The sequence below is a fragment of the Pseudomonas japonica genome (assembly GCF_013522925.1).
Classification (GTDB): Bacteria; Pseudomonadota; Gammaproteobacteria; order Pseudomonadales; family Pseudomonadaceae; genus Aquipseudomonas; species Aquipseudomonas japonica_A.
Window position 1 is genome coordinate 1 of record NZ_JAAMQU010000028.1, and the last position, 19,927, is coordinate 19,927.

Below are 19,927 nucleotides of genomic sequence, written 5' to 3' on the forward strand. Positions count from 1 at the left end.
AAGCCTGGAACCTTGTCGGCCGAAGTCTGGCTGAACACCAGCGTGGCAGTTTCACCGCTGTCGGCGTCGGTCGCGGTCAGCGTGCCGGAAGCAAGGGGGCTGTCCTCGACGATGGTGGCCTTGCTGTCGGCCACCGAGGTGGTTATCACCGGGGTGTCGTTGGTGCCGGTGACCGTCAAGGTCAGCGTTTCCGTACCGCTGGTGGCACCGTGTTCGTCGCTGACCTGGTACTTGATGGTGATGGTTTGGGTTTTGCCCTCAGCCAGTTGCTGGTAGGCGGCGTTGCTGGCGTCGAGAGTCCAGCTGCCATCGGTGTTCAGAGTGAAGCCCGGAACAGCCGCTTGGCCAGCCATGGTGCTGAAGGTGAGCGCGGCGCCGTTGTCAACGTCGGTGGAGGTCAGTTGGCCGCCCACGATCGAGTCTTCGTTTACTGCCGCTACGCTGTCAGCCGCGATGGTGGTGACGACCGGCGAGTCGTTGGTGCCGGTGACTTTCAGGGTCAAGGTTTCAGTAGTACTGGTAGCACCGACTTCATCGGTCACTAGGTACTGAACCGAGATGGTCTGGGTTTCACCCAATGCCAGCTGCTGGTACGCGGCATTGCTGGCGTCGAGCATCCAGGTACCGTCGGCATTGAAGGTGAACCCAGGCACAGCGGCCTGATCGGCAGCAACGCTAAAGGTCAGCTGAGCGCCGGCGTCGACGTCAGTGGCAGTCACTTGGCCCGAAACGGTGGAATCTTCATTGACACCAGCGGCGCTTGCCTCCTCGCTGGTAGTAATGACAGGCGCATCGTTGACTGGGTTAATCACAATATCCAGCGAACCGGTAGCGCCGGTATCGGTGGTATAGGTGATCTGCGGAACGGTCCCGTTCCAGTTGGCATCCGGCGTGAATACGTAATCACCATTCGCCGCAATCGTAATAGTGCCAACCCCCGCGATAGTAGCGGCCTGGCCCGCCGTGAACGTACCGGTAACCCCAGCAACGGTATAGCCGGTCACGCTCAGCGTGTTATCGGCATCGCTGTCGTTGGTAAGCACATTGCCGGTGGCAACGTTGTCCTCGTTTACCGTCGCGGTGTCTGCAGCCACGATAGTCGGGCTATCGGTCGGGCTGGTTTGCTCGGCGGTAATGGAATCGCCGCTGCTAATGCCGGCGGTATTGAAGCCAATGGTGGGGTCTACCGCGCCCGCGGTTTCCTCCAGCAATACAAAGCTATGGCTACCGCCGCCCGAACCGCCGGTATCCACGGTGTTGCCGGCTGCGGTGGCCTCCAGGTCTGTCGTCGGGTCAGCGCCGGCGGCGATGGCCTTCTGCAGCTCGGCTACGGAAGGCGCCTGATGTGCAGGGTCCTCGGCCGGGCGCGTCATGTCCGGCGTATTGGCGCTCCACTGGGAGTCCCGCCCGATATCCAGGTTGCGGCCATCATTGAGCGTGAGGGTCACGGCGCCCGAAGCGCCCGTTTCAACCACCTCACCAGCGAGCAATCGGTCACCTTCGACAAGGACCCGGCGGATCCCCTCAGGCGAAACCGCGATCACTTGGCCAACAATGCTTTTTACGATGGCGACGACGCTCATGTGACTTCTCCGAGACTACCGTTCTGGTCGCTTCCGTACGACTGGCAGGGAAAAGCCCTGACATTTCAGTGGGGAGCGTGATGTATAAAGGGATGGTATTGAATGGCGTCATTTACATGACGCAGTTTGTAGGAGATTAACTATCCGACAAACTATTGACCTATTGTGCGGCATCCTAAACAATCCGCCGCGTAATGTCACATTGATATTCCACTGGCTAACCGCCTGCATTGTGTGTCCCCGGTTTCCTTTAAGGACTTGCCGACATCCGCGCGTTTCGGTTGCCAATCTCGCGTGCTCCGACTCTCGGTCGTAGTTATTGTTTTCAAAGGATTTTTTGGGTAATCCTCACAATGCGTTCGTACATCTTCGCTCTGCTTCCCCTCGCCGTTGCCGCCAATTTCGCCCAAGCTGAAACGCTGTCGAGTGCTATCCAGCATGCCCTTGAGGTCCATCCTGAAGTACAAGCTGGCGTCAATGCTCGGACGGCAGCCGACTATGCCGTTAAAGCCGCCAAGGGTGGCTATTTGCCACGTGTCGACGTTTTGGCGGGATATGGCCGGGAGGGTACAGACAGCCCAACCACCCGCACCGCAACGGGTGACGACAAGTTCGAAGTGCTCACGCGAGGCGAATCCAGCGTCCGTTTGCAACAAATGATCTTTGACGGTTTTGCGACGCAGAACGAAGTAGCCCGTCAACAAGCCACCGCCAATTCTCGGGCATATTCGCTGCTGGGCACTTCCGAGCGCACGGCCTTGACCGTGGTTCAGGTTTACCTGGATGTGCTTACTCGTCGGGAATATGTTCGGCTGGCTGAAGAAAATCTGAAGAACCACGAGCGAATTTTCGATCAGATCAAACTGCGCACTGCCCGGGGCATAGGCCGCAACGCAGACCTGGATCAGGCGGAAGCCCGTCTCGCTCAAGCACGCAACAATCTGCTGACCGAGCAGACCAATCTGGCCGATGCCACCACCAACTACTACAGCGCGGTGGGCCAGATGCCTGACCAGCTGGAAACGCCCGCGCCGGTGGTAGACGGCATGCCCGGCAGCCTGGACCAGGCACGTGAGCAGCTGGTTGCGGATAGCCCGGTTCTGCGATCTGCCGAAGCAGACATCGCCGCCACTGAAAAGCAGTACTCCTCCGCCCGCTCGTCGTTTTATCCACGCTTCGATGCAGAACTGTCGCGCAGCGCCGATAACAACGTCAGCGGTGAGGAAGGCCATTACAACGGTTGGTCGGCGATGGTACGTATGACCTTCAACCTGTACGCTGGCGGCGCGAACAAGGCGGACCTGGAATCCAAGTCCTACCTGTCGGGCCAGGCGCTGGATATCCGCAACAACGCACTGCGCCAGCTGAACGAAGAGCTTGGCCTGGCGTGGAACGCCTATAACAACGCTACCGCTCAGTTGCCGATCGCCCAGCAGTACGTTGAACGTAACACCCGCGTGCGTACGGCCTACCAGTCGCAGTTCAGCCTCGGCGAGCGTACCCTGCTCGACCTGCTCGACAGCGAGAACGAAACCTTCACGGCTGCCCGCCGCCTGGCTGAGGTTCAGAACCTCAAGCTGTTCAGCCAGTACCGGATCAAGGCCGTGATGGGCCAGCTGTTGCGCAGCCAGGGCGTAGTGCCCCCGCTGGCATCGGTTGTGCAGCAGGACATCAAGCCGGAGGTTAAACTGCCCGGCATGAACTGATTCTTGACGGATCAGCCCTTCGTAACTTCGAAAAAAACAGAGAGCGCAGCGTGGACTCAGAACCCGGTCGAAACCTACCCAGTCATGATCCACGCAGCTTGCACGACGACCCGTTGCTGGACGGTTTGCTGTCGCTCTGTTACCTGCACCAGAAGCCAGCCAGCCGAGCCATGCTCACTACAGGCTTGCCGTTGCCCGACCAACGCCTTTCCCCTGCCCTGCTAGCCCGCGCGGCTGCACGCGCCGGGCTACAGGGCCGGTTGCTTACGCGCAAGCTGGAGCAGATCCCCGCCATCGCCATGCCTGTGTTGCTGTTGTTGAAAGACAACCGCAGCGCGGTGCTGGTGGGCTGGGAAGGCGACCAGGCGCGCCTGTTGCTGAGCGAAAGCGACGGTGGCGAAGTAAGTGTGAGCCGCGAGTTGCTGGAAGAGGACTACAGCGGCCGCGTGTTCTTCGCACAGCCCCAGCACAAATTCGATGTAAGCCATGGCTCCCTGATTCCCCGAGCGAAGTCGTGGTTCAAAGACACCCTCAAGCGTTCCCGCTGGCTGTACATGGACGCCATCGCCGCCAGCCTGGTGATCAACTTGATCGCCATGGCCGCGCCGCTGTTCGTGATGAACGTGTACGACCGCGTGGTGCCTAACCAGGCCACGGCCACGTTGTGGGTGCTGGCCGCCGGTATCACTGGCGCCTACCTGTTCGACCTGTTGCTTAAGGGGCTACGCGGGCTGTGCCTGGACCTTGCCGGGAAAAAGACTGACCTGATCATCTCCGCCACGCTGTTCGAGCGCGTGGTGGGCATGGCCATGAAGATGCGCCCGGCGCGGGTAGGTAGTTATGCGCAGAACATTCATGAATTCCAGGGCATGCGGGACTTCCTCACCTCGCTGACCCTCACCAGCCTGATCGACCTGCCCTTCACCCTGCTGATCCTGCTGGTGATCGCAATCCTCGGCGGCCACCTTGTGTGGATTCCCGTTGTGGCGTTCCCGTTGGCGCTCACCCTTGGCCATCTACTGCAAAAGCCGTTGACCGCCACCCTCGAGCGCACCATGGCGTTGGCCTCGGAGCGCCAGTCGGCGCTGATCGAAACCCTCGCCGGCCTTGACGGGATCAAGGTGAACAACGCGGAAAGCGAACGCCAGTATCAGTGGGAGCAAACCATTGGCACGCTGAGCCGCCTGGAGTTGCGCGTAAAGGTGCTGTCCAGCCTGGCGATGAACCTCACCTTGATGATTCAACAGCTCGCCGGCGTGGCGATGATCATCTTTGGTGTGTATCAGATCATCGACAACAACCTGAGCATGGGTGGCCTGATCGCCTGCTATATGCTCAACACCCGCGCCCTTGGCCCACTGGCGCAACTGTCCGGCCTGCTCACGCGCTACCAGCAGACCAAAGTTACCATGGTGTCGGTCAACCAGATGATGGACCTGCCGCAGGAGCGCAACTTCGAAGAGCGCCCGCTTAGCCGGCCGGTTCTTCAGGGCGCGGTGGAGTTCCGCAACCTGGGCTTTACCTACCCCAACCAACAGAACGTTGCCCTGCGCAATATCAACCTCAGCATCCGCCCGGGCGAGAAGATCGGCATCATCGGCCGCAGCGGTTCGGGCAAAAGCTCGCTAGCGAAATTGATCGTGGGCCTGTACGAGGCCGATGAAGGCGCCCTGCTCATCGACGGCGTGGACATCCGCCAGATCGACGTCAGCGAGCTGCGCCACAACATCGGTTACGTCCCTCAGGACATCCAGCTGCTGGCAGGTACCTTGCGCGACAACCTGGTGTCTGGCGCGCGTTATGTGGAAGACGAAATGGTGCTGCAAGCGGCAGAGCTTGCCGGTGTGCATGAATTCGCCCGGCTGCACCCGCAAGGCTATGAACTGGAGGTAGGCGAGCGGGGGCAGAACCTCTCAGGTGGCCAGCGGCAGAACGTGGCCCTGGCCCGCGCCCTGTTGCTCAACCCCCAGATATTGCTGCTCGATGAACCTACCAGCGCCATGGACAACAGCGGTGAAGAACGCTTGAAGCAGCGGTTGCAGCCCTTCATTGGCGACAAGACCGTGGTGCTGGTCACCCACCGCGCTTCGTTGCTGTCGCTGGTGGAGCGCCTGATCGTGATCGATCGGGGGCAGATTGTGGCGGACGGCCCGAAAGCCGCCGTGCTCGAAGCGCTGAAGAAGGGGCAAGTCAATGTCGCTTAACGTAGACAAGGGCGGTATCGGCGCCTACTTCAAAGGCCGGGACAACTTGTCCGGCCAGCCTCTGCCTGAAGTGAACAAGGCGTTGATCGACGATGCGCCGCGCATCGTTCGCCTGACCATCTGGGGTGTGATTCTCTTCTTCGTGTTCCTTATTGGTTGGGCGCATTTTGCGATCATCGATGAGGTCACCAAAGGCGAAGGCAAGGCTATTCCGTCCTCGAAAATCCAGAAGGTGCAGAACCTTGAAGGCGGTATCGTCGCGCAGATTTATGTGAAGGAAGGCGAGATCGTAGAGCCAGGCGCGCCGCTGATTCGCCTGGACGATACCCGCTTCGCTTCCAACGTGGGCGAAACCGAGGCTGACCGTATCGGCATGGCCCTGCGTGTGGAGCGCTTGAGCGCCGAGGTGGACGACCGCCCGCTGAATATCCCGGCAGACCTGCGCAAGGCCGCGCCCAAGCAGGCTGGTGATGAAGAGCAGCTTTATCGCAGCCGTCGCCAGCAGATGGCCGACGAGATCGGCGGCTTGCAGGCGCAGCTGACGCAGAAGCAACAGGAACTGCGCGAGTTTGGTTCCAAGCAGGAGCAGTACCGCAACAGCCTGAGCCTGCTGCGCCAGGAAATCGGCATGTCCGAACCGTTGGTGAAGCAAGGCGCCGTATCGCCGGTGGAAGTGCTGCGCCTCAAGCGTTCCGAGGTGGAAACCCGCGGGCAGCTTGACGCTACCACGTTGGCTATCCCCCGCGCCCAGGCGGCGATTTCGGAAGTGCAGCGCAAGATCGACGAAACGCGCGGCAAGTTCCGCAGCGACGCCCTGACCCAACTGAACGAAGCCCGCACGGACCTGAGCAAGTACACCGCCACGGCCAAGGGGCTGGAGGATCGCGTAAGCCGTACCATGGTGTCCTCGCCAGTGCGCGGGATCATCAAGCAGGTACTGGTAAACACGGTGGGCGGCGTGATCCAGCCGGGCAGCGATATCGTGGAGATCGTTCCGCTGGACGACACCTTGATCGTGGAAGCCAAGATCCGCCCGCAGGACATCGCGTTCCTGCACCCCGGCCAGGAAGCGATGATCAAGTTCACTGCTTACGACTACACCATTTATGGTGGGCTAAAGGGCCAACTGCAGCAGATCGGCGCGGACACCATCACCGATGAAGATAAAAAGCAGACGTACTACCTGATTCGCCTGCGCACCGACCGCAACCACCTCGGCCCTGATGACAAGCCGTTGCTCATCATCCCAGGGATGGTTGCCTCGGTAGACATCATCACCGGCCACAAGAGCATCCTCAGCTACCTGCTCAAGCCGATCTTGCGCGCGCGGGCAGAGGCGCTGCACGAGCGGTAGTACCGGTTCCCGGGCTTCGCTTGCGCTCCCCCAGTCCTACAGGGCCATCACTTGGCCCTGTAGCCTGCAACGGTACTATCGTTATTCCGCAACAGTATTTAAGTCCCAATTCTTATTCTTTTATATTGGCTCTCGCGTACCTGCCGGCCCACCGGCGCGCCGCACGAACAGAACGAACACGGTCGTCCCCCGTGAGTTTCTTGTACATGCGTGATCAGCGCATGCGTGGAGAGTCAATATGCCTTCGGCCCCTAACGCTGCCACCGTTTCCAACGGGCAGGCGTTCGAGATCCTTCCATTCGATGGCGCCGTTGGCGCCGAAATCATCGGCCTGGACCTTACCAGGCCGCTAAGCGATACCGACTTCGCCCGCATACATCGCGCCCATCTGGATTACCACGTAGTGGTGTTCCGTGATCAGCGCATTACACCAGAACAGCAGATCGCCTTCAGCCGCCGGTTTGGCGAATTACAGATCCATGTGCTCAAGCAGTTCCTGCTGGCGGGCCATCCGGAAATCCTGATCGTTTCCAATATCATCGAGCAGGGCAACCCTATCGGGCTGGGCGATGCTGGCAAGTTCTGGCACTCCGACCTGTCCTATAAACCGCTCCCAAGCCTAGGCTCCATGCTGCACGCCCAGGAACTCCCGAGCGAAGGCGGGGATACGCTGTTCGCTGATATGCACAAAGCGCTCGATGCCCTGCCGGCCGAACTGCGCAACGCGATCGAGGGCAAACAGGCGGCGCATTCCTACACCGCACGGTACAGCGAGCCAAAATTCGAAGGCGACTGGCGGCCCCGGTTAAGCCCTGAGCAACTGGCCCAGGTGCAGGAGGTGATTCACCCTATCGTCCGTACCCATCCGGAAAACGGGCGCAAGGCACTGTTTGTCAGCGAGGGCTTCACCACCCGGATCGTAGGCTTGCCCGAGGACGAGAGCCGGCAGATTCTCGAAGAGCTCTATCGCTACAGCGTGCTACCTGAAAACATTTATCGCCACCCATGGCGGCCGCACGACATGGTCTTCTGGGACAACCGCTCGCTGATCCATCTGGCTGCCGGTTGCCCGAGCCACCTGCGGCGCAAGTTGTACCGCACCACTATCCAAGGTGACGCGCCCTTCTAAGGGCCTCCTTCGGCAAACCGCCTATTCGGCCGCGCTGCCCGCGTGGCCTGCCCCTCGGTCTCCGCCCTACGGTTTAGATACCGCAGGTGTTGCTATCAGGTAGCTTGACCCATGACGCTCCCCGCCCCAGACCATTCGACCCTCGCGCACCCCTTGCTGCCGGTGCCCCTGCTTGCCGTAGACAAGGTGACCCTGGAATACCGGACGCCGAAACAGATCGTACGTGCCACGCACCAGGTCAGCTTTGAGGTCGACGTAACTGACCGATTCGTCTTGCTCGGCCCCTCGGGCTGCGGCAAAAGCTCCTTGCTCAAGGCCATTGCCGGCTTTCTATCACCCGCCGAAGGCACGATCCGCCTGGCCGGGGAGCGCGTCACCGGGCCCGGGCCGGATCGCCTGGTGGTGTTTCAGGAATTCGACCAGCTACCGCCCTGGAAAACCGTGAAGCAGAACGTGATGTTCCCCCTGCTAGCCTCACGAGCCGCCAGCCGCGCTGAAGCCGAGGAACGCGCGCTGCACTACCTGGAGAAGGTTGGGCTCGCCGCCTTCGCTGACGCCTATCCGCATACGTTATCGGGCGGTATGAAAGCGCGTGCCGCCATCGCACGCGCCTTGGCCACGCAACCGAAAATGCTCCTGATGGACGAGCCATTCGCGGCGCTGGATGCCCTCACCCGCCGCAAGATGCAGGAGGAACTGCTGGAGCTGTGGGAAGAGGTACGCTTCACCCTGTTGTTTGTCACCCATTCGATCGAAGAAGCGCTGGTAGTGGGCAACCGCATCCTGCTGTTATCGCCCCACCCGGGGCGTGTACGGGCGGAAGTTCATAGCCACCATTACGGCCTGCATAGCTTGGGCAGTGATGGCTTCCAGGCCTCGGCTCGCCGCATACATGAGCTGTTGTTCAACGAGCAGCCGCAGGCCCCGCGCGAGCATGAACAGGCTTTTACCGACATCCGTATCGCTTACTAAGGGGCACGCCATGAGAGATGAATATGAAATCGCCCTCGCCCCGTTGGTGGACGTGCCGCTGGAACGCAACCTTTCACTGCCCCGACGCCTCTGGCAACAAGGTTGGCTTCGCAAAGCAGTCATCCTGCTGGTGATAGGCGCGCTATGGCAGGCTGCGGCGCTTTACACCAACAACGACCTGCTGCTGCCCAGCGTCACCCAAACTGCACGGGCCTTGGTTGAAGACACGGCGAGCGGTGAACTGCCGGCCAAGGTAATGGTTTCGCTGGGTGTGTTGCTCAAAGGCTATGCGCTGGGGATCGCACTCGCATTCGTGCTCACTACCCTGGCGGTAACGACTCAGCTGGGCCGCGACCTGCTGAGCACCCTCACCTCAATGCTCAATCCACTGCCACCGATCGCTTTGCTGCCTTTGGCATTGCTGTGGTTTGGGCTGGGCGAAAAGAGCCTGGTCTTTGTGTTGGTGCATTCGGTGCTCTGGCCCCTCGCGCTTAACACCTATTCAGGCTTCATGGGCGTGTCGGAAACCCTGCGCATGGCGGGCCGTAATTACGGCCTGCGCGGGCTGCGTCTGGTGGCGCTGATTCTGATTCCTGCAGCACTGCCGTCGATCCTCTCGGGCTTGAAGATCGGCTGGGCTTTCGCCTGGCGTACCTTGATCGCCGCAGAGCTGGTATTCGGCGCAACCAACGGCAAGGGCGGCCTGGGTTGGTACATCTACCAGAACCGCAACGAGCTGTTCACCGACAAGGTTTTCGCCGGCCTTGCGGTGGTGATCGTGATCGGCCTGGTGGTCGAGAACCTAGTGTTCAATACCCTGGAACGGCTCACGATCAAACGCTGGGGCATGGCGCGCTGACGCGCTTATTGCCAGGGGCCCGGTTCGCCAATCAACCGGCCCTGCACGCCTTCGATACCCATCTCCCGGATCACTGCAAGCTCGCCTTCGGTCTCCACCCGCTCGGCAATGAGCGGCAGGTCGATGCTGTGAGCCGCCCGCTGGATGGCTTCGATAAACAGCCGCTTGTGGTTTTCCTGGTCGATTGCACGGATATAGCTGCCATCCACTTTCAAATACGCCAGCCCCAGATGCGCCAGGTTGCCGATCATGCTGAAGCGGCCGCCGAAATGTTGCAGGGCCAAACCAAACCCGAGCGCATGCAAGCGGCGTGTTACCTGCTCGAGCACCTGCTGCTCTGGCAACTGCTCTTCACCGATCTCGAAAATCAACCGTGGGCCCAGGCTGGCGTATTGGTTGAGTACATCGAAGATACGGTTCAACGCTTGCGGGTCATCCAGCGTTGCGGCCGACAGGTTCAGGGCGAGTACGCCAGGGCGGGCCTGAAGGTGGGTAATCACCAGTCTGAGCATGGTCAGGTCGAGCCGACTGGACCAGCCAAAGCGTTCGATCCACGGAAGGAACCGCCCCGCCGCCACCGCCTGCCCCTGAGCATCAAGCACTCGCGACAGCACCTTGTGATGCATCGGCGTGTTGTCGGCGGCATTGACCACCGGCTGGAAGAACAACTGCAAGCGTGACGATTGAAGCGCATCGTCCAGCAACCGGTGCCAGGCATGATGGTCATCACCACCCGATTGCATCGCCTGCTGGTCCAGGCACACCCAATGCTCCTCGCCCGCCCCTTCCGCCTGCGCCAGCGCCTGGTCGGCAAGCTTGAGCAGGTCGTGTGGCGCCTCGCCAGCGGTATAGGGCGCCAGGCCCATCCAGGCTACTGGGTAAACGTCCGACGCCGCTGTTTCATACAAGCTATGCAAGGCGGTATCCAACGCCTGGGCCAGTTGGCGCGCTTCTTCGAGCGTGAGCCCCGGGGCTAGCACCGAGAACTCTCCACCGCGGCTGCGGCAGATCAGGTTGCTGGTTTCAGGGTGACGGGCACAGTGGCGCACCAACATTGCCGCTACTTCCTTGAGCAGGGCATCTGCCGCAGCGGCGCCTTTACGCAAGTTGAGCCCAGCGAGGTCATTCACCCGCAGCAGTAGCAGGTAGCCGGCGCCGTTCTCTTCCGCATGGCTGACCCGGGCCTGCAGCTGCATATCGAAATAGCGGCGGTTGGCCAGGCCCGTCAGGGTGTCCTGATAGGACTCCACGCGCAGCCGCTCACTGCGCTCCGCCTGCTCGGTGAACAGCGCCTTGAGCTTTTCGACCATCTGGTTCATCGCTTGAACTACCCGACGCAATTCAGGCGTGCGCGGCAGCTCTGGCAGCACTAGAAATTCCCGACGCGCGATGGCATGGGATTGCTCAACCATGTAATCGAGCGGTCGCAACTGCCGCTTGAGCAACAGCGCGCCTAATAAGCCGCTCACCGCGCCACACAGCAACAGCCAGCCCAGGCTACCCAGGGCGCTTTCCCACAACTTGGCCAGGGCGAACATCGGGTGGCTGACCACCTCCACCCTTGCCGCCTGCTGCCACCCACGGCTGACGATAGCGTCCCCGCCCGCCGGCTCCAGGCCTATCAACCGAATGAACCATTGAGGCACACCGGTGCTGTCCGGTTCGGCGCTGCGTTCCACCATGGTTTTATTGTCGGTCAGGTCTACTACCCGGATGCTCGAGTAGTAGCCACTGTCGAAGATGGAGCTAACCATGAGTTCCACCATCGCCGGGTCATCGATGTTTGGCGTAAGCGAGAGCGCCAGCGCGGTGGCAGCATCCTGCGCATGCGAGCGCAACTGGTTCACGTATTGGGCGCGAGAACTCTCCAGGCTGACAGTAAAACTCCCGCCGAACGCTACGATCAGGAACAGGCAGATGGCTATGAGTAATTGCTTGAACAGAGACATCAGGGCTCCTGATTATTCGGTGGGGTCAGCGGGAAAACCTTCCGCCGCCATTTTCTTCAACAGGTCCTGCCAGCGAGACAGCCGCTTGGTATCACTGACCCGCTTGTTGCCGCCAGCGCCTGTCAGCCACAGCCCTTCTGCGTTGAAGGCATAGACCGGCAACAGGTCGGCCCGCTGGCTGGCGGGAAGTATTTCATCCATCAGGCTGTCGAGTACCAGCGGCATCGCGTCCGCGCTTTCGTAATAAGTGAGCACCATATGAGCCCGGTTCTGGCGCAGCGCCTTGACGTACGTGATGCGTAGCTTGTCGCCCGAGACCCCAAGGCGACGCAGGCTGAAATATTTGGCGATGGCGTAGTCTTCACAATCTCCGGCCCCCTTCCAGAGCGACTGGATCGGCGTGGCCCAATAGTCCACCTCCCGCCAGAGATCGATATCTTCCTGGTACTGCATCTGGTGATTGAAAAAGAGATTCACCACCTTCAGTTGCTCGGCCTCCGAAACCTGGCGCTGGGTGGCCAGCAGCCGCTGCCAGGCGTCGATACGCTGCTGCCCTGCACCCAGTGGCCCATACAGTGCCTGGGCCCGTCGGCTGATCAGCGAGAAATCCCAGTCCGCCTGCAGCAGGCCGAGCAAGCCGAAGCTCAGCGCCAGCGCCAGGCCAAGGCGGCGAAGCAGCAGCAAAGTTGCGGAACGAGCCATCACCACCACAGCCAGCCTGATGAACACTGGAAAGCATGGAATGGTGCGGGTAGAAACCGCAAAAAACAATGGCAACTTGCGATCACTTGAACGACCCTTACAAGGCCGCTGTCAATTAGCGGCATAACACCCTGAATGGCAATGGATAAGTGCTGAAAAGCTCCTGCAAAGGACGTAAGCTCCGGTTCATCGCAACGGCAGGGCGCAAGCTCGCCACAAATAATGCGGGATGTCTTTTGGCAGGGAGCTAAATCCGCTGAGACTTCGGTCGATAGCCTTTAGTGGTTTCACATTTATCAAGGTAGCCAAAGTGCCTAGAAAACCCAGCCCATTGAGCGTCGTGCTATCGGCCGAGCAGTTGGCTCCGCATCTTGCCCGGTCGATTATCGAAGAGCGGTTGCGCACCGCCATCCTGGACGGCAGCCTGCCAACGGGCACCGCGGTTCGTCAGCAAGAGCTCGCCACGCTGTTTGGCGTGAGCCGCATGCCCGTGCGCGAAGCCCTCCGCCAACTCGAGGCCCAAGGGCTTTTGGCGGTTGAACAGCACAAGGGCGCCGTAGTTGCCCCCGTAATTTCCTGGGACGCAACGGAAACCTATGAGTTGCGGATATTGCTCGAATCCGAGGCACTGCGACTGTCTGTTCCGGAGCTTACCGAAACGGATTTGAGCGAGGCTGATCGCCTGGTTGATCAGATGGAAGCTGAAACCGATTATTCGGTGATGGGTGAATTGAACAAGCAGTTTCACCTGGCACTCTACGCCAAGGTCCGCAACCGTCGCCTGATGAAGCTGGTGGAAACAGGCCTGGATGAAGAAGAACGCTTCTTGCGTTTCAACCTGAAGGCGATGGGCTTGGGTAAAGTGTCCCAGGATGATCACCGCGAGCTGATCGCCGCTGCCCGCGAAGGCAATGTAACCCTGGCCGTCAAACTGCTGACTGCTCATTTGCAACGCGGCATAGAAGCCATTACCCGCTACCTCCAAAGCAATCCACAGAAGTAACCGTCGCGCCGGCTAACCGGCGCGCCCCCCCTCTCGCATCAACCCTTCCTCTGCTCCCCTCTTGGCTACCAGCGCCAAGAGCACATCCTGGCTGGCGCTTTTTGGCGTTTCAGCGAGCCCGACGCGTGACCAACCATGGCATTAGCCTCGCAAAGCGCACACTCTTGGCGTTGGATCAGCACGGGCCTTTTCTGAAGGTACCGGCAACAAGGACTGGAGGATCGCTAATGGCCGGGATGTAAGGCCGCCTACAAAGAAATCATTCTTGAATACCTCATCACACGCGTACCGCGCCATTAAAGCGCACTACTTTATTTTGATCTTATTTGATCGAAAGGGTAGCTCTACGCCTTTTAAAACTTAATGGAAAAGTTTTAAAAGGCCCGCTCGCGCCTGAAAAAAAGCGCTCTTCAATTATTATCACAAATAACTTGCCAAGTGGTTTTTCCCTGGACTACGGTAATTACGCCAACACGGATTGATTCAGCGACCGTAATAAACGTTCGGCAGCCACCATTGCCGAACGGGGCTCCGCTTCGCCTTGTGATATCAAATGCCTTGCCGCACAGCCCCGTGCCAGAGGCCTTGGCGTTGCTTTGCCCGGAAGTTAGATGTTGGCTATCTAAAACCGACCAAGGATTAAATCATGCACTTTCTGGAAAATCTGCTTTTGAGCCGAAAGGAGCAACTTGCTCGTCACGCGATATTCTCGGAGATAACTACGCTTGAAGATCTTCGCCACTTCATGCAAACGCATGTATACGCCGTATGGGACTTCATGTCCCTGACAAAGCGGTTGCAGATTGAACTCACCTCGGTATCCCTGCCTTGGCTTCCTCCGAAAGATCCGGACTCCGCGCGGCTTATCAACGATATTGTTCTTGGCGAAGAATCAGATCAGCGTTTGAGTGGCGGGCACTACAGCCATTTCGAACTCTATCTGGATGCCATGCGCGAAGTAGGTGCCGATACCGCCCCGATTGAACGGTTCGTGGCATTACAGCGAGACGGCATGAGTTATCAGACGGCGTTGCGAGAGGTGGGCGCCAATGAAGCTGCGCTTCACTTTGTGGGCCATACCTTGGAGATCGCCTGCCAGGCGCCTGCGCATCAGGTAGCCGCGGCGTTCCTGCACGGGCGTGAAAGTGTGATCCCTGCGATGTTCCAGCAGTTGCTGGACGACCTGGGTGTCTCCAACGAACAGGCTCCCACTTTCCGGTATTACCTGCAGCGGCATATCGAAGTTGACAGCGACGACCACGGGCCGGCTGCCGAGCAGCTATTGCAGCGTTTGACAGGCAACGACCTTGTTCTGAGAAGAGAGGTATTGCAGGCGGCCATTGCTGCCGTGGAAAGTCGTCTCGCCTTCTGGGACCGCCTTCGTGATTACTTGAAGCAGGCGCGTGAGGGGGCATCGGCATGACCGCTCTCAGCTACGTGTCCTTTGCCGACCAATGGGAGCGGCGGGCCACTATCCGAACGCGCCCCCGGCGCACGCTTGAAGCGGATGACCGGCTGATCTACCCCTTGAGCCGGCAGCCCATGGCAATCAGCGCGATATTGCAAGAGGCCTGCCCCGAGCAGCGTGATTTCGTGCTGGTACAAACGCTATACAAGTTCATCAACGATATCGTGATCTTCGAAACCGAGATCGTCGACAAGACCGCTCGCAGTATTGCGAAGGGGCGGTTTGGCCTCACCTTCCCACTGCCCTGCCGTTATGACGCGATGACCGTCGTGGTTGACGAGGACTACCACGCCCTGGTGGCGATGGACTTTCTACAGCAGACCATCGCAAGTACCGGTATTGCGCCGATCGAGATGCCTGATGAGATAGAGCTCAGCCGCGCCATTCCCGCCGCCATGTCCAAGGCACCGCAGCGGTTACAACCGGCCATGGAGCTTATCTGCGTTGCGATAGCCGAGAACACGGTCACCAACGACGTGGCAGCGTTCGCCAAGGACGACACCGTCAAGCCGTCGATCAAGGGTTTGATGGCCGATCATTTGGCGGATGAGGGGCGCCATTCCAACTTCTGGACTGACCTAACCCGCCTGTATTGGAGCAGCGCTGGCGACGACGACCGGGAAGCCATTGCCCACTGCCTTCCGACCTTCATCGAGCACTACCTCACCAATGACATCCAGAAGGCGTTCGACCTTCGCCTTATCGGTGCGTTGCCTGTACCGGCGCAGGTCGCAGCTGCGCTTCGGCAGGAGGTGCTCAGCCTGGCTTTCCCTATCGGGCCACAACACCCGCTGGTGCAGAACATCGTCAGGTTTTTCAAGCGCGCCGGCTTGCTCGAGACCGCCTGCGTACAGGCTGCTCTCGCACCCTATCTGCCCTGATAGCTGGAGATACCCATGAAACAGTTAACCATCTGGCTGCTGGGCCGGAGCGAGTTACTACAGGCTTTGAATGACGAGCTGACCGGCTACGGTCATCAATGCCTGACACAGGCTGTTCCAGTACACACCTTGCCTTCACTCCCTCTGGATCTGGTGATCGACGACGGCAGCGTGCCTTTCGCCGAAGCGCACAGACGCGACTTGGGGCAAGCGGTACAGATTTCACTAAAAGTGTGCATCGCGAGCGACGATGCCAACGGGTTGCCACAGGTCGCACTTGCCGCTTCGCATGGCGAGCAAATGGTTGCGTATTGCCAGGCAAGCGTTGAGCACGGCGGCAACGGGCGGACGCTGCATGAACAAGCACTGGCGTGCTGGGTAACGGAGTTGGCCGAGGTGGTGGGAGAGTATGCCCGCGACGGGGCGGCCTTTGAGTCGCGAGGAATACCCCACACATCGTCGCGCGCTTCGATGGATCTACGCGCCTTCGATGCCATTGCCTACCGTCACCGAGGCAACGCTACTTCAACGCCGGAACTCCTGACCGTGGCAGAGCAGGCCTTGGCTCAGCGGCTGGATAACGCCGTCACCTGTTATAGCTCGCTGACGGCGTTGCGCTGCAACGGCCAGGCCTGGACCTACGCCGAGCTACGTGCTGCCGCCGAGCCGGTTCGTCACTACGTCTCGAGCCTGGGCGCCCTGGCGCAGCCCCCGGTGGTTGGCGTATGCATGGCTAAAAGCCCGGAATTGTTCGCTTGCGTGTTAGGTATTGTTCTCGCCGGCGGGGTTTATCTACCGCTCGAGCCTGCCCACCCGGTAGAGCGCCGCCGGTACATCCTGGAAAACAGCGGCGCACAGGTGCTTCTTCAGCCCGATGATGAACCCGCGCTACAGGGGAGTTGGCAGCGCCAAGACCCGCGTCGGCTTCCAAAAGTGCCTCACCTGCCCGCTACTCCACCTTCAAACGCCGACGCTCCCTGTATGGCGCTTTATACATCCGGTACCACGGGCCAGCCGAAGGGGGTATTACTCAGCCAGCGGAACCTGAGCCATTTTACGGCGTGGTATTCGAGCTACGTCCAGCTCGACGAAGCGTCCCGGGTGCTTCAGTTCTCCACCCTCAGCTTCGATTCCGCGACCATCGATATCTTCCCCACCTGGCTGAGCGGCGCAACGCTGATCGTCGCAAGCGATGACGAACGCCGTGACCCGGCGCTGTTGACCGCCATGATTACCCGGGAAGCGGTCACACATGGTTTTATTCCGCCGGCAATGCTGAGCATCCTTCCTCTGGATGAAGTAGCGCAGATGCAATGCATCGCTACAGGCGGTGATGTGTGTGAACCCTGGGTGATTGATAGCCTCGCCGAGCGGTGCCGCTTCCTCAACCTTTACGGACCAACCGAGGCGACGGTACTGGTCACGGCCAGCCAGTTCCTCCCAGGCTGCTCAAATCGCTTGCTGGGCGGGCCTATTGCTAACAGCCAGGTATGGCTGTTGGGGGAGGACGGGAAGCCGGTACGGAACAACGAAGTTGGCGAACTGCACATCATTGGCCCTGGGGTGGGCCTTGGCTACATCGACAACCCCACTCAAACCGCTGAACGTTATATGCGGGTTCAGCTGCCTGATGGCGATTGCGTACGCGCTTATCGAACCGGCGATCTTGGACGTTGGGGCCCGGACGGGCTCGAGTTGGTAGGCCGAAAGGACAATCAGGTAAAGATCCGGGGGTTCCGGGTCGAGCCAGAGGAAATCGAATATTGCCTGCGAGCAGCACGGCTTTTCGAGCAAGTCGCGGTAGTCATCGATGACCGTCGACGGATCCTTGCATTCGTAGCTCGCCCGCTTTCGCCTGATCTCTCGGGGGATGCCGCTATGCGGGACTACGTGGCCGCTCACCTGCCAACCTACATGCATCCGTCACACTACATTGAGTTATCCACACTCCCTGCCGCCGCTAATGGAAAAGTAGACCGGCAGGCACTCTGCGCCCTTTCGGTTCCCACTGGCGTTGCTGAAGCAACCGTGCCGCTTACCGATTGCCAGACGGTGCTTCAGGGCCTGTGGGCAGACCTGCTGGAACTGGCACCCGAGGAGATATCCACAAGCGAAAGTTTCTTCAACCTCGGCGGTCATTCCATTCTGCTTTCAAAAATGTTGCTAGGGCTAAGAGAACGGTTTGACCGTAGCGTCTCCATCAACCGCTTTATAGAACTGCCTACCATCGAGCGCCTTGAGCAGCTTCTGCAGGCTGAACAGGGAAGTACCGCAGGCCTCGTTGCTCCACAAGCACTACGGGACGCCGAGCGCCCGATCGACATTTACCCACTCCCTCTTTCCCAGATTGGGGATGTGCATAAGGTCATTGTTACCGGTGCAAACAGTTTTGTCGGTGTGCACATCGTAGCGGCTTTGCTTGATTGGGGTGCCAGCGAAGTGGCCTGCCTTGTACGTGCGCCAAGCACTGAAAGCGCTCGGCACCGCTTCGCTGAGGCGCTTGTGGATAACAGGCTGGAAGTGGATCAGTCTCGCGTAAGAGTATATGCGGCCGATCTGACCCAGCCCCTGTTCGGATTAAGCGCAGCTGAGCATAGGTATCTGGACGACCATTACGGCTCACTTATCCACAACGCCGCCAACGTGAATCACGTATTGGATTATGCGTCCTTGATACCCGACAACGTTGAGCCGTTGTTCGAGTTGTTGAAGTTCTGCGAGGGTCGCCGCAAGAAGGTCCTTAACTTTATATCCACACTCTCCGCCTGCAGCGCTGTGGATAACAATGGCGATGTGCTGGAAACCGGCGCTAATGAAACTCCGCCCATTTATATCCGCAACGGCTACAACCTGAGCAAGTGGGTCGGTGAACGGCTATTAGGCCGGGCGAGCGCCCTGGGATGCTTCGTGAACATATTCCGCCCGGGCAATATCAGCTTCAACAGCTCGACGGGTGTGTGCCAACCCCATAAGAACCGCCTGATGCTGATGCTCAAGGGCTCGCTACAGCTCGCTGCGGTTCCAGCGTTGGACATGAGTTTCGATCTTATGCCGGTGGACTTTCTTGCAAAGCTAATCGCCTTTCAAAGTAGCCGCTACGAACCAGGTGCGGCTGTCTTCAATCTGCACAACCCCCAGCCTTTGAGCTGGACAGACTACGTCGCTTCTTTTGCCGCACTCGGGCACCACTTCGATCTGGTTCCAATAGCCACTTGGCAAGCGAGGCTGCAGGAAGTGGACAAAGACAACGCGCTGTTTGGCGTTCTCGGGTTCTACCTAAATGGCTTCGAGGAGGACATCGGAGACATTTCCCGCATCCATCATGCCAGCGCCGCTGCAGCAGTAGCCCGAATGGGCGACCGGTACCCCGTGAAGAACGCACAGCTGCTGGCAGCCGGCACTACTTACCTTCGGTCCATCGACTTCATTTAACCAAACCGCTAAACAGGAGCAGCAACCATGAATCACTTACAGCCAGACACTCGCATCCACAACCCTGCCGGCGTACGCATTCAGTCCGCGGTGGACGTATCTGCACCTGCTGCAGATACGTGGGCACTGATTGGTAACTTTGGCGGGTTTGAACGTTTCATACCCGCGCTGGAATGCATACAGGTCACAGGCACTGGGGATGGCCAGGTCCGAAACAAGACCTTCAAGGACGGCAATTTCGCCATTGAACAATTGAACACCTACGATGACGTGGGGATGAGCATGACCTGGACCCTTATCCATACCTCGCTTCCCGTAGGTAACCTCTGGGCCGCTATGCAGGTGAAGGCTTTAGACGAGGCCCGTTCGAGGGCAGTATGGACGATCCAGGCCGAACCTCTGCAGACGGGGGGACTTACAGGGCGCAGAGGCGTTCAAGGGCTTCTTGCAAGCCTTCGCGGATGGCGCAATGGCTGAAGCGGCCCGGGTATTGAGCGCAGCGTAAGGTACCCCAGAAAGACAAAAGCCCTGGTCGCGCGAGCGGCCAGGGCTTTTGGTGTTTGAATCTTGACGATGACCTACTCTCACATGGGGAAACCCCACACTACCATCGGCGATGCATCGTTTCACTGCTGAGTTCGGGATGGGATCAGGTGGTTCCAATGCTCTATGGTCGTCAAGAAAT

Annotated in this window: 13 protein-coding genes, 1 rRNA gene and 1 pseudogene; 11 read left to right on the plus strand and 4 right to left on the minus strand. The window is 59.5% G+C overall.

Annotation, left to right across the window (positions count from 1 at the left end):
* The coding region (locus G7016_RS24490) for a retention module-containing protein (protein WP_181118362.1) at positions 1 to 1,583 on the minus strand (1,583 nt) is incomplete at its 3' end.
* Between the two features lie 353 nt (positions 1,584 to 1,936).
* Here G7016_RS24490 and G7016_RS24495 point away from each other — a divergent pair.
* From G7016_RS24495 to G7016_RS24520, 6 genes are all read left to right on the plus strand, one after another.
* Complete coding sequence (locus G7016_RS24495; protein ID WP_181118363.1) at positions 1,937 to 3,289, plus strand: TolC family outer membrane protein; 1,353 nt, start codon at positions 1,937 to 1,939, stop codon at positions 3,287 to 3,289.
* A 50-nt stretch (positions 3,290 to 3,339) separates the two neighbouring features.
* Positions 3,340 to 5,493 (plus strand): type I secretion system permease/ATPase, encoded by a 2,154-nt coding sequence (locus G7016_RS24500; RefSeq protein WP_181118364.1) that lies wholly within the window; start codon positions 3,340 to 3,342, stop codon positions 5,491 to 5,493.
* Positions 5,483 to 6,847 (plus strand): HlyD family type I secretion periplasmic adaptor subunit, encoded by a 1,365-nt coding sequence (locus G7016_RS24505; protein ID WP_181118365.1) that lies wholly within the window; start codon positions 5,483 to 5,485, stop codon positions 6,845 to 6,847. Before G7016_RS24500 ends, G7016_RS24505 begins: the two co-directional genes overlap by 11 nt.
* 238 nt (positions 6,848 to 7,085) lie before the next feature.
* Positions 7,086 to 7,976: a TauD/TfdA dioxygenase family protein gene (locus G7016_RS24510; RefSeq protein WP_181118366.1), complete on the plus strand. Its 891-nt coding sequence runs from the start codon at positions 7,086 to 7,088 to the stop codon at positions 7,974 to 7,976.
* A 111-nt stretch (positions 7,977 to 8,087) separates the two neighbouring features.
* Positions 8,088 to 8,948 (plus strand): ABC transporter ATP-binding protein, encoded by an 861-nt coding sequence (locus G7016_RS24515; RefSeq protein ID WP_181118367.1) that lies wholly within the window; start codon positions 8,088 to 8,090, stop codon positions 8,946 to 8,948.
* A 10-nt stretch (positions 8,949 to 8,958) separates the two neighbouring features.
* Positions 8,959 to 9,807, plus strand: coding sequence for an ABC transporter permease (locus tag G7016_RS24520; protein WP_181118368.1), 849 nt, complete (start codon positions 8,959 to 8,961; stop codon positions 9,805 to 9,807).
* A 5-nt stretch (positions 9,808 to 9,812) separates the two neighbouring features.
* Here G7016_RS24520 and lapD read toward each other — a convergent pair whose 3' ends face one another.
* Positions 9,813 to 11,756 carry a cyclic di-GMP receptor LapD gene (lapD, locus tag G7016_RS24525; RefSeq protein WP_181118369.1) on the minus strand — a complete coding sequence of 648 codons (1,944 nt, stop codon included), beginning with the start codon at positions 11,754 to 11,756 and terminating at the stop codon, positions 9,813 to 9,815.
* A 12-nt stretch (positions 11,757 to 11,768) separates the two neighbouring features.
* Complete coding sequence (gene lapG / locus G7016_RS24530) at positions 11,769 to 12,458, minus strand: cysteine protease LapG (protein WP_375139719.1); 690 nt, start codon at positions 12,456 to 12,458, stop codon at positions 11,769 to 11,771.
* 310 nt (positions 12,459 to 12,768) lie between these two features.
* Here lapG and G7016_RS24535 point away from each other — a divergent pair, with 310 nt between their 5' ends.
* The 5 genes and pseudogenes from G7016_RS24535 (at position 12,769) to G7016_RS24555 (ending at position 19,747) form a co-directional block, all read left to right on the plus strand.
* Positions 12,769 to 13,461 (plus strand): GntR family transcriptional regulator, encoded by a 693-nt coding sequence (locus G7016_RS24535; protein ID WP_308812215.1) that lies wholly within the window; start codon positions 12,769 to 12,771, stop codon positions 13,459 to 13,461.
* A 646-nt stretch (positions 13,462 to 14,107) separates the two neighbouring features.
* Entirely contained in the window at positions 14,108 to 14,884 is a 777-nt protein-coding gene (locus G7016_RS24540) for a DUF3050 domain-containing protein (RefSeq protein ID WP_181118372.1), read from the plus strand.
* Positions 14,881 to 15,810, plus strand: coding sequence for a diiron oxygenase (locus G7016_RS24545; protein WP_181118373.1), 930 nt, complete (start codon positions 14,881 to 14,883; stop codon positions 15,808 to 15,810). The genes G7016_RS24540 and G7016_RS24545 overlap by 4 nt, the downstream gene beginning before the upstream one ends.
* A gap of 15 nt (positions 15,811 to 15,825) precedes the next feature.
* The gene (locus G7016_RS24550) at positions 15,826 to 19,242 is read left to right on the plus strand and encodes an amino acid adenylation domain-containing protein (protein ID WP_181118374.1); all 3,417 of its coding nucleotides are present in this window, start codon (positions 15,826 to 15,828) and stop codon (positions 19,240 to 19,242) included.
* Between the two features lie 27 nt (positions 19,243 to 19,269).
* Positions 19,270 to 19,747, plus strand: a pseudogene (locus G7016_RS24555) (SRPBCC family protein).
* 60 nt (positions 19,748 to 19,807) lie between these two features.
* On the opposite strand, the gene rrf reads toward G7016_RS24555, so the two are convergent.
* Positions 19,808 to 19,923: ribosomal RNA gene (gene rrf / locus G7016_RS24560) — 5S ribosomal RNA — on the minus strand.
* Positions 19,924 to 19,927 lie beyond the last annotated feature (4 nt).

Bases quoted from the DNA above. Each gene is read 5' to 3' on its own strand.
- G7016_RS24495 (WP_181118363.1), top strand. From the start codon at position 1,937: ATGCGTTCGTACATCTTCGCTCTGCTTCCCCTCGCCGTTGCCGCCAAT.
- G7016_RS24505 (WP_181118365.1), top strand. From the start codon at position 5,483: ATGTCGCTTAACGTAGACAAGGGCGGTATCGGCGCCTACTTCAAAGGC.
- G7016_RS24510 (WP_181118366.1), top strand. From the start codon at position 7,086: ATGCCTTCGGCCCCTAACGCTGCCACCGTTTCCAACGGGCAGGCGTTC.
- G7016_RS24515 (WP_181118367.1), top strand. From the start codon at position 8,088: ATGACGCTCCCCGCCCCAGACCATTCGACCCTCGCGCACCCCTTGCTG.
- G7016_RS24520 (WP_181118368.1), top strand. From the start codon at position 8,959: ATGAGAGATGAATATGAAATCGCCCTCGCCCCGTTGGTGGACGTGCCG.
- lapD (WP_181118369.1), bottom strand. From the start codon at position 11,756: ATGTCTCTGTTCAAGCAATTACTCATAGCCATCTGCCTGTTCCTGATC.
- lapG (WP_375139719.1), bottom strand. From the start codon at position 12,458: ATGGCTCGTTCCGCAACTTTGCTGCTGCTTCGCCGCCTTGGCCTGGCG.
- G7016_RS24540 (WP_181118372.1), top strand. From the start codon at position 14,108: ATGCACTTTCTGGAAAATCTGCTTTTGAGCCGAAAGGAGCAACTTGCT.
- G7016_RS24545 (WP_181118373.1), top strand. From the start codon at position 14,881: ATGACCGCTCTCAGCTACGTGTCCTTTGCCGACCAATGGGAGCGGCGG.
- G7016_RS24550 (WP_181118374.1), top strand. From the start codon at position 15,826: ATGAAACAGTTAACCATCTGGCTGCTGGGCCGGAGCGAGTTACTACAG.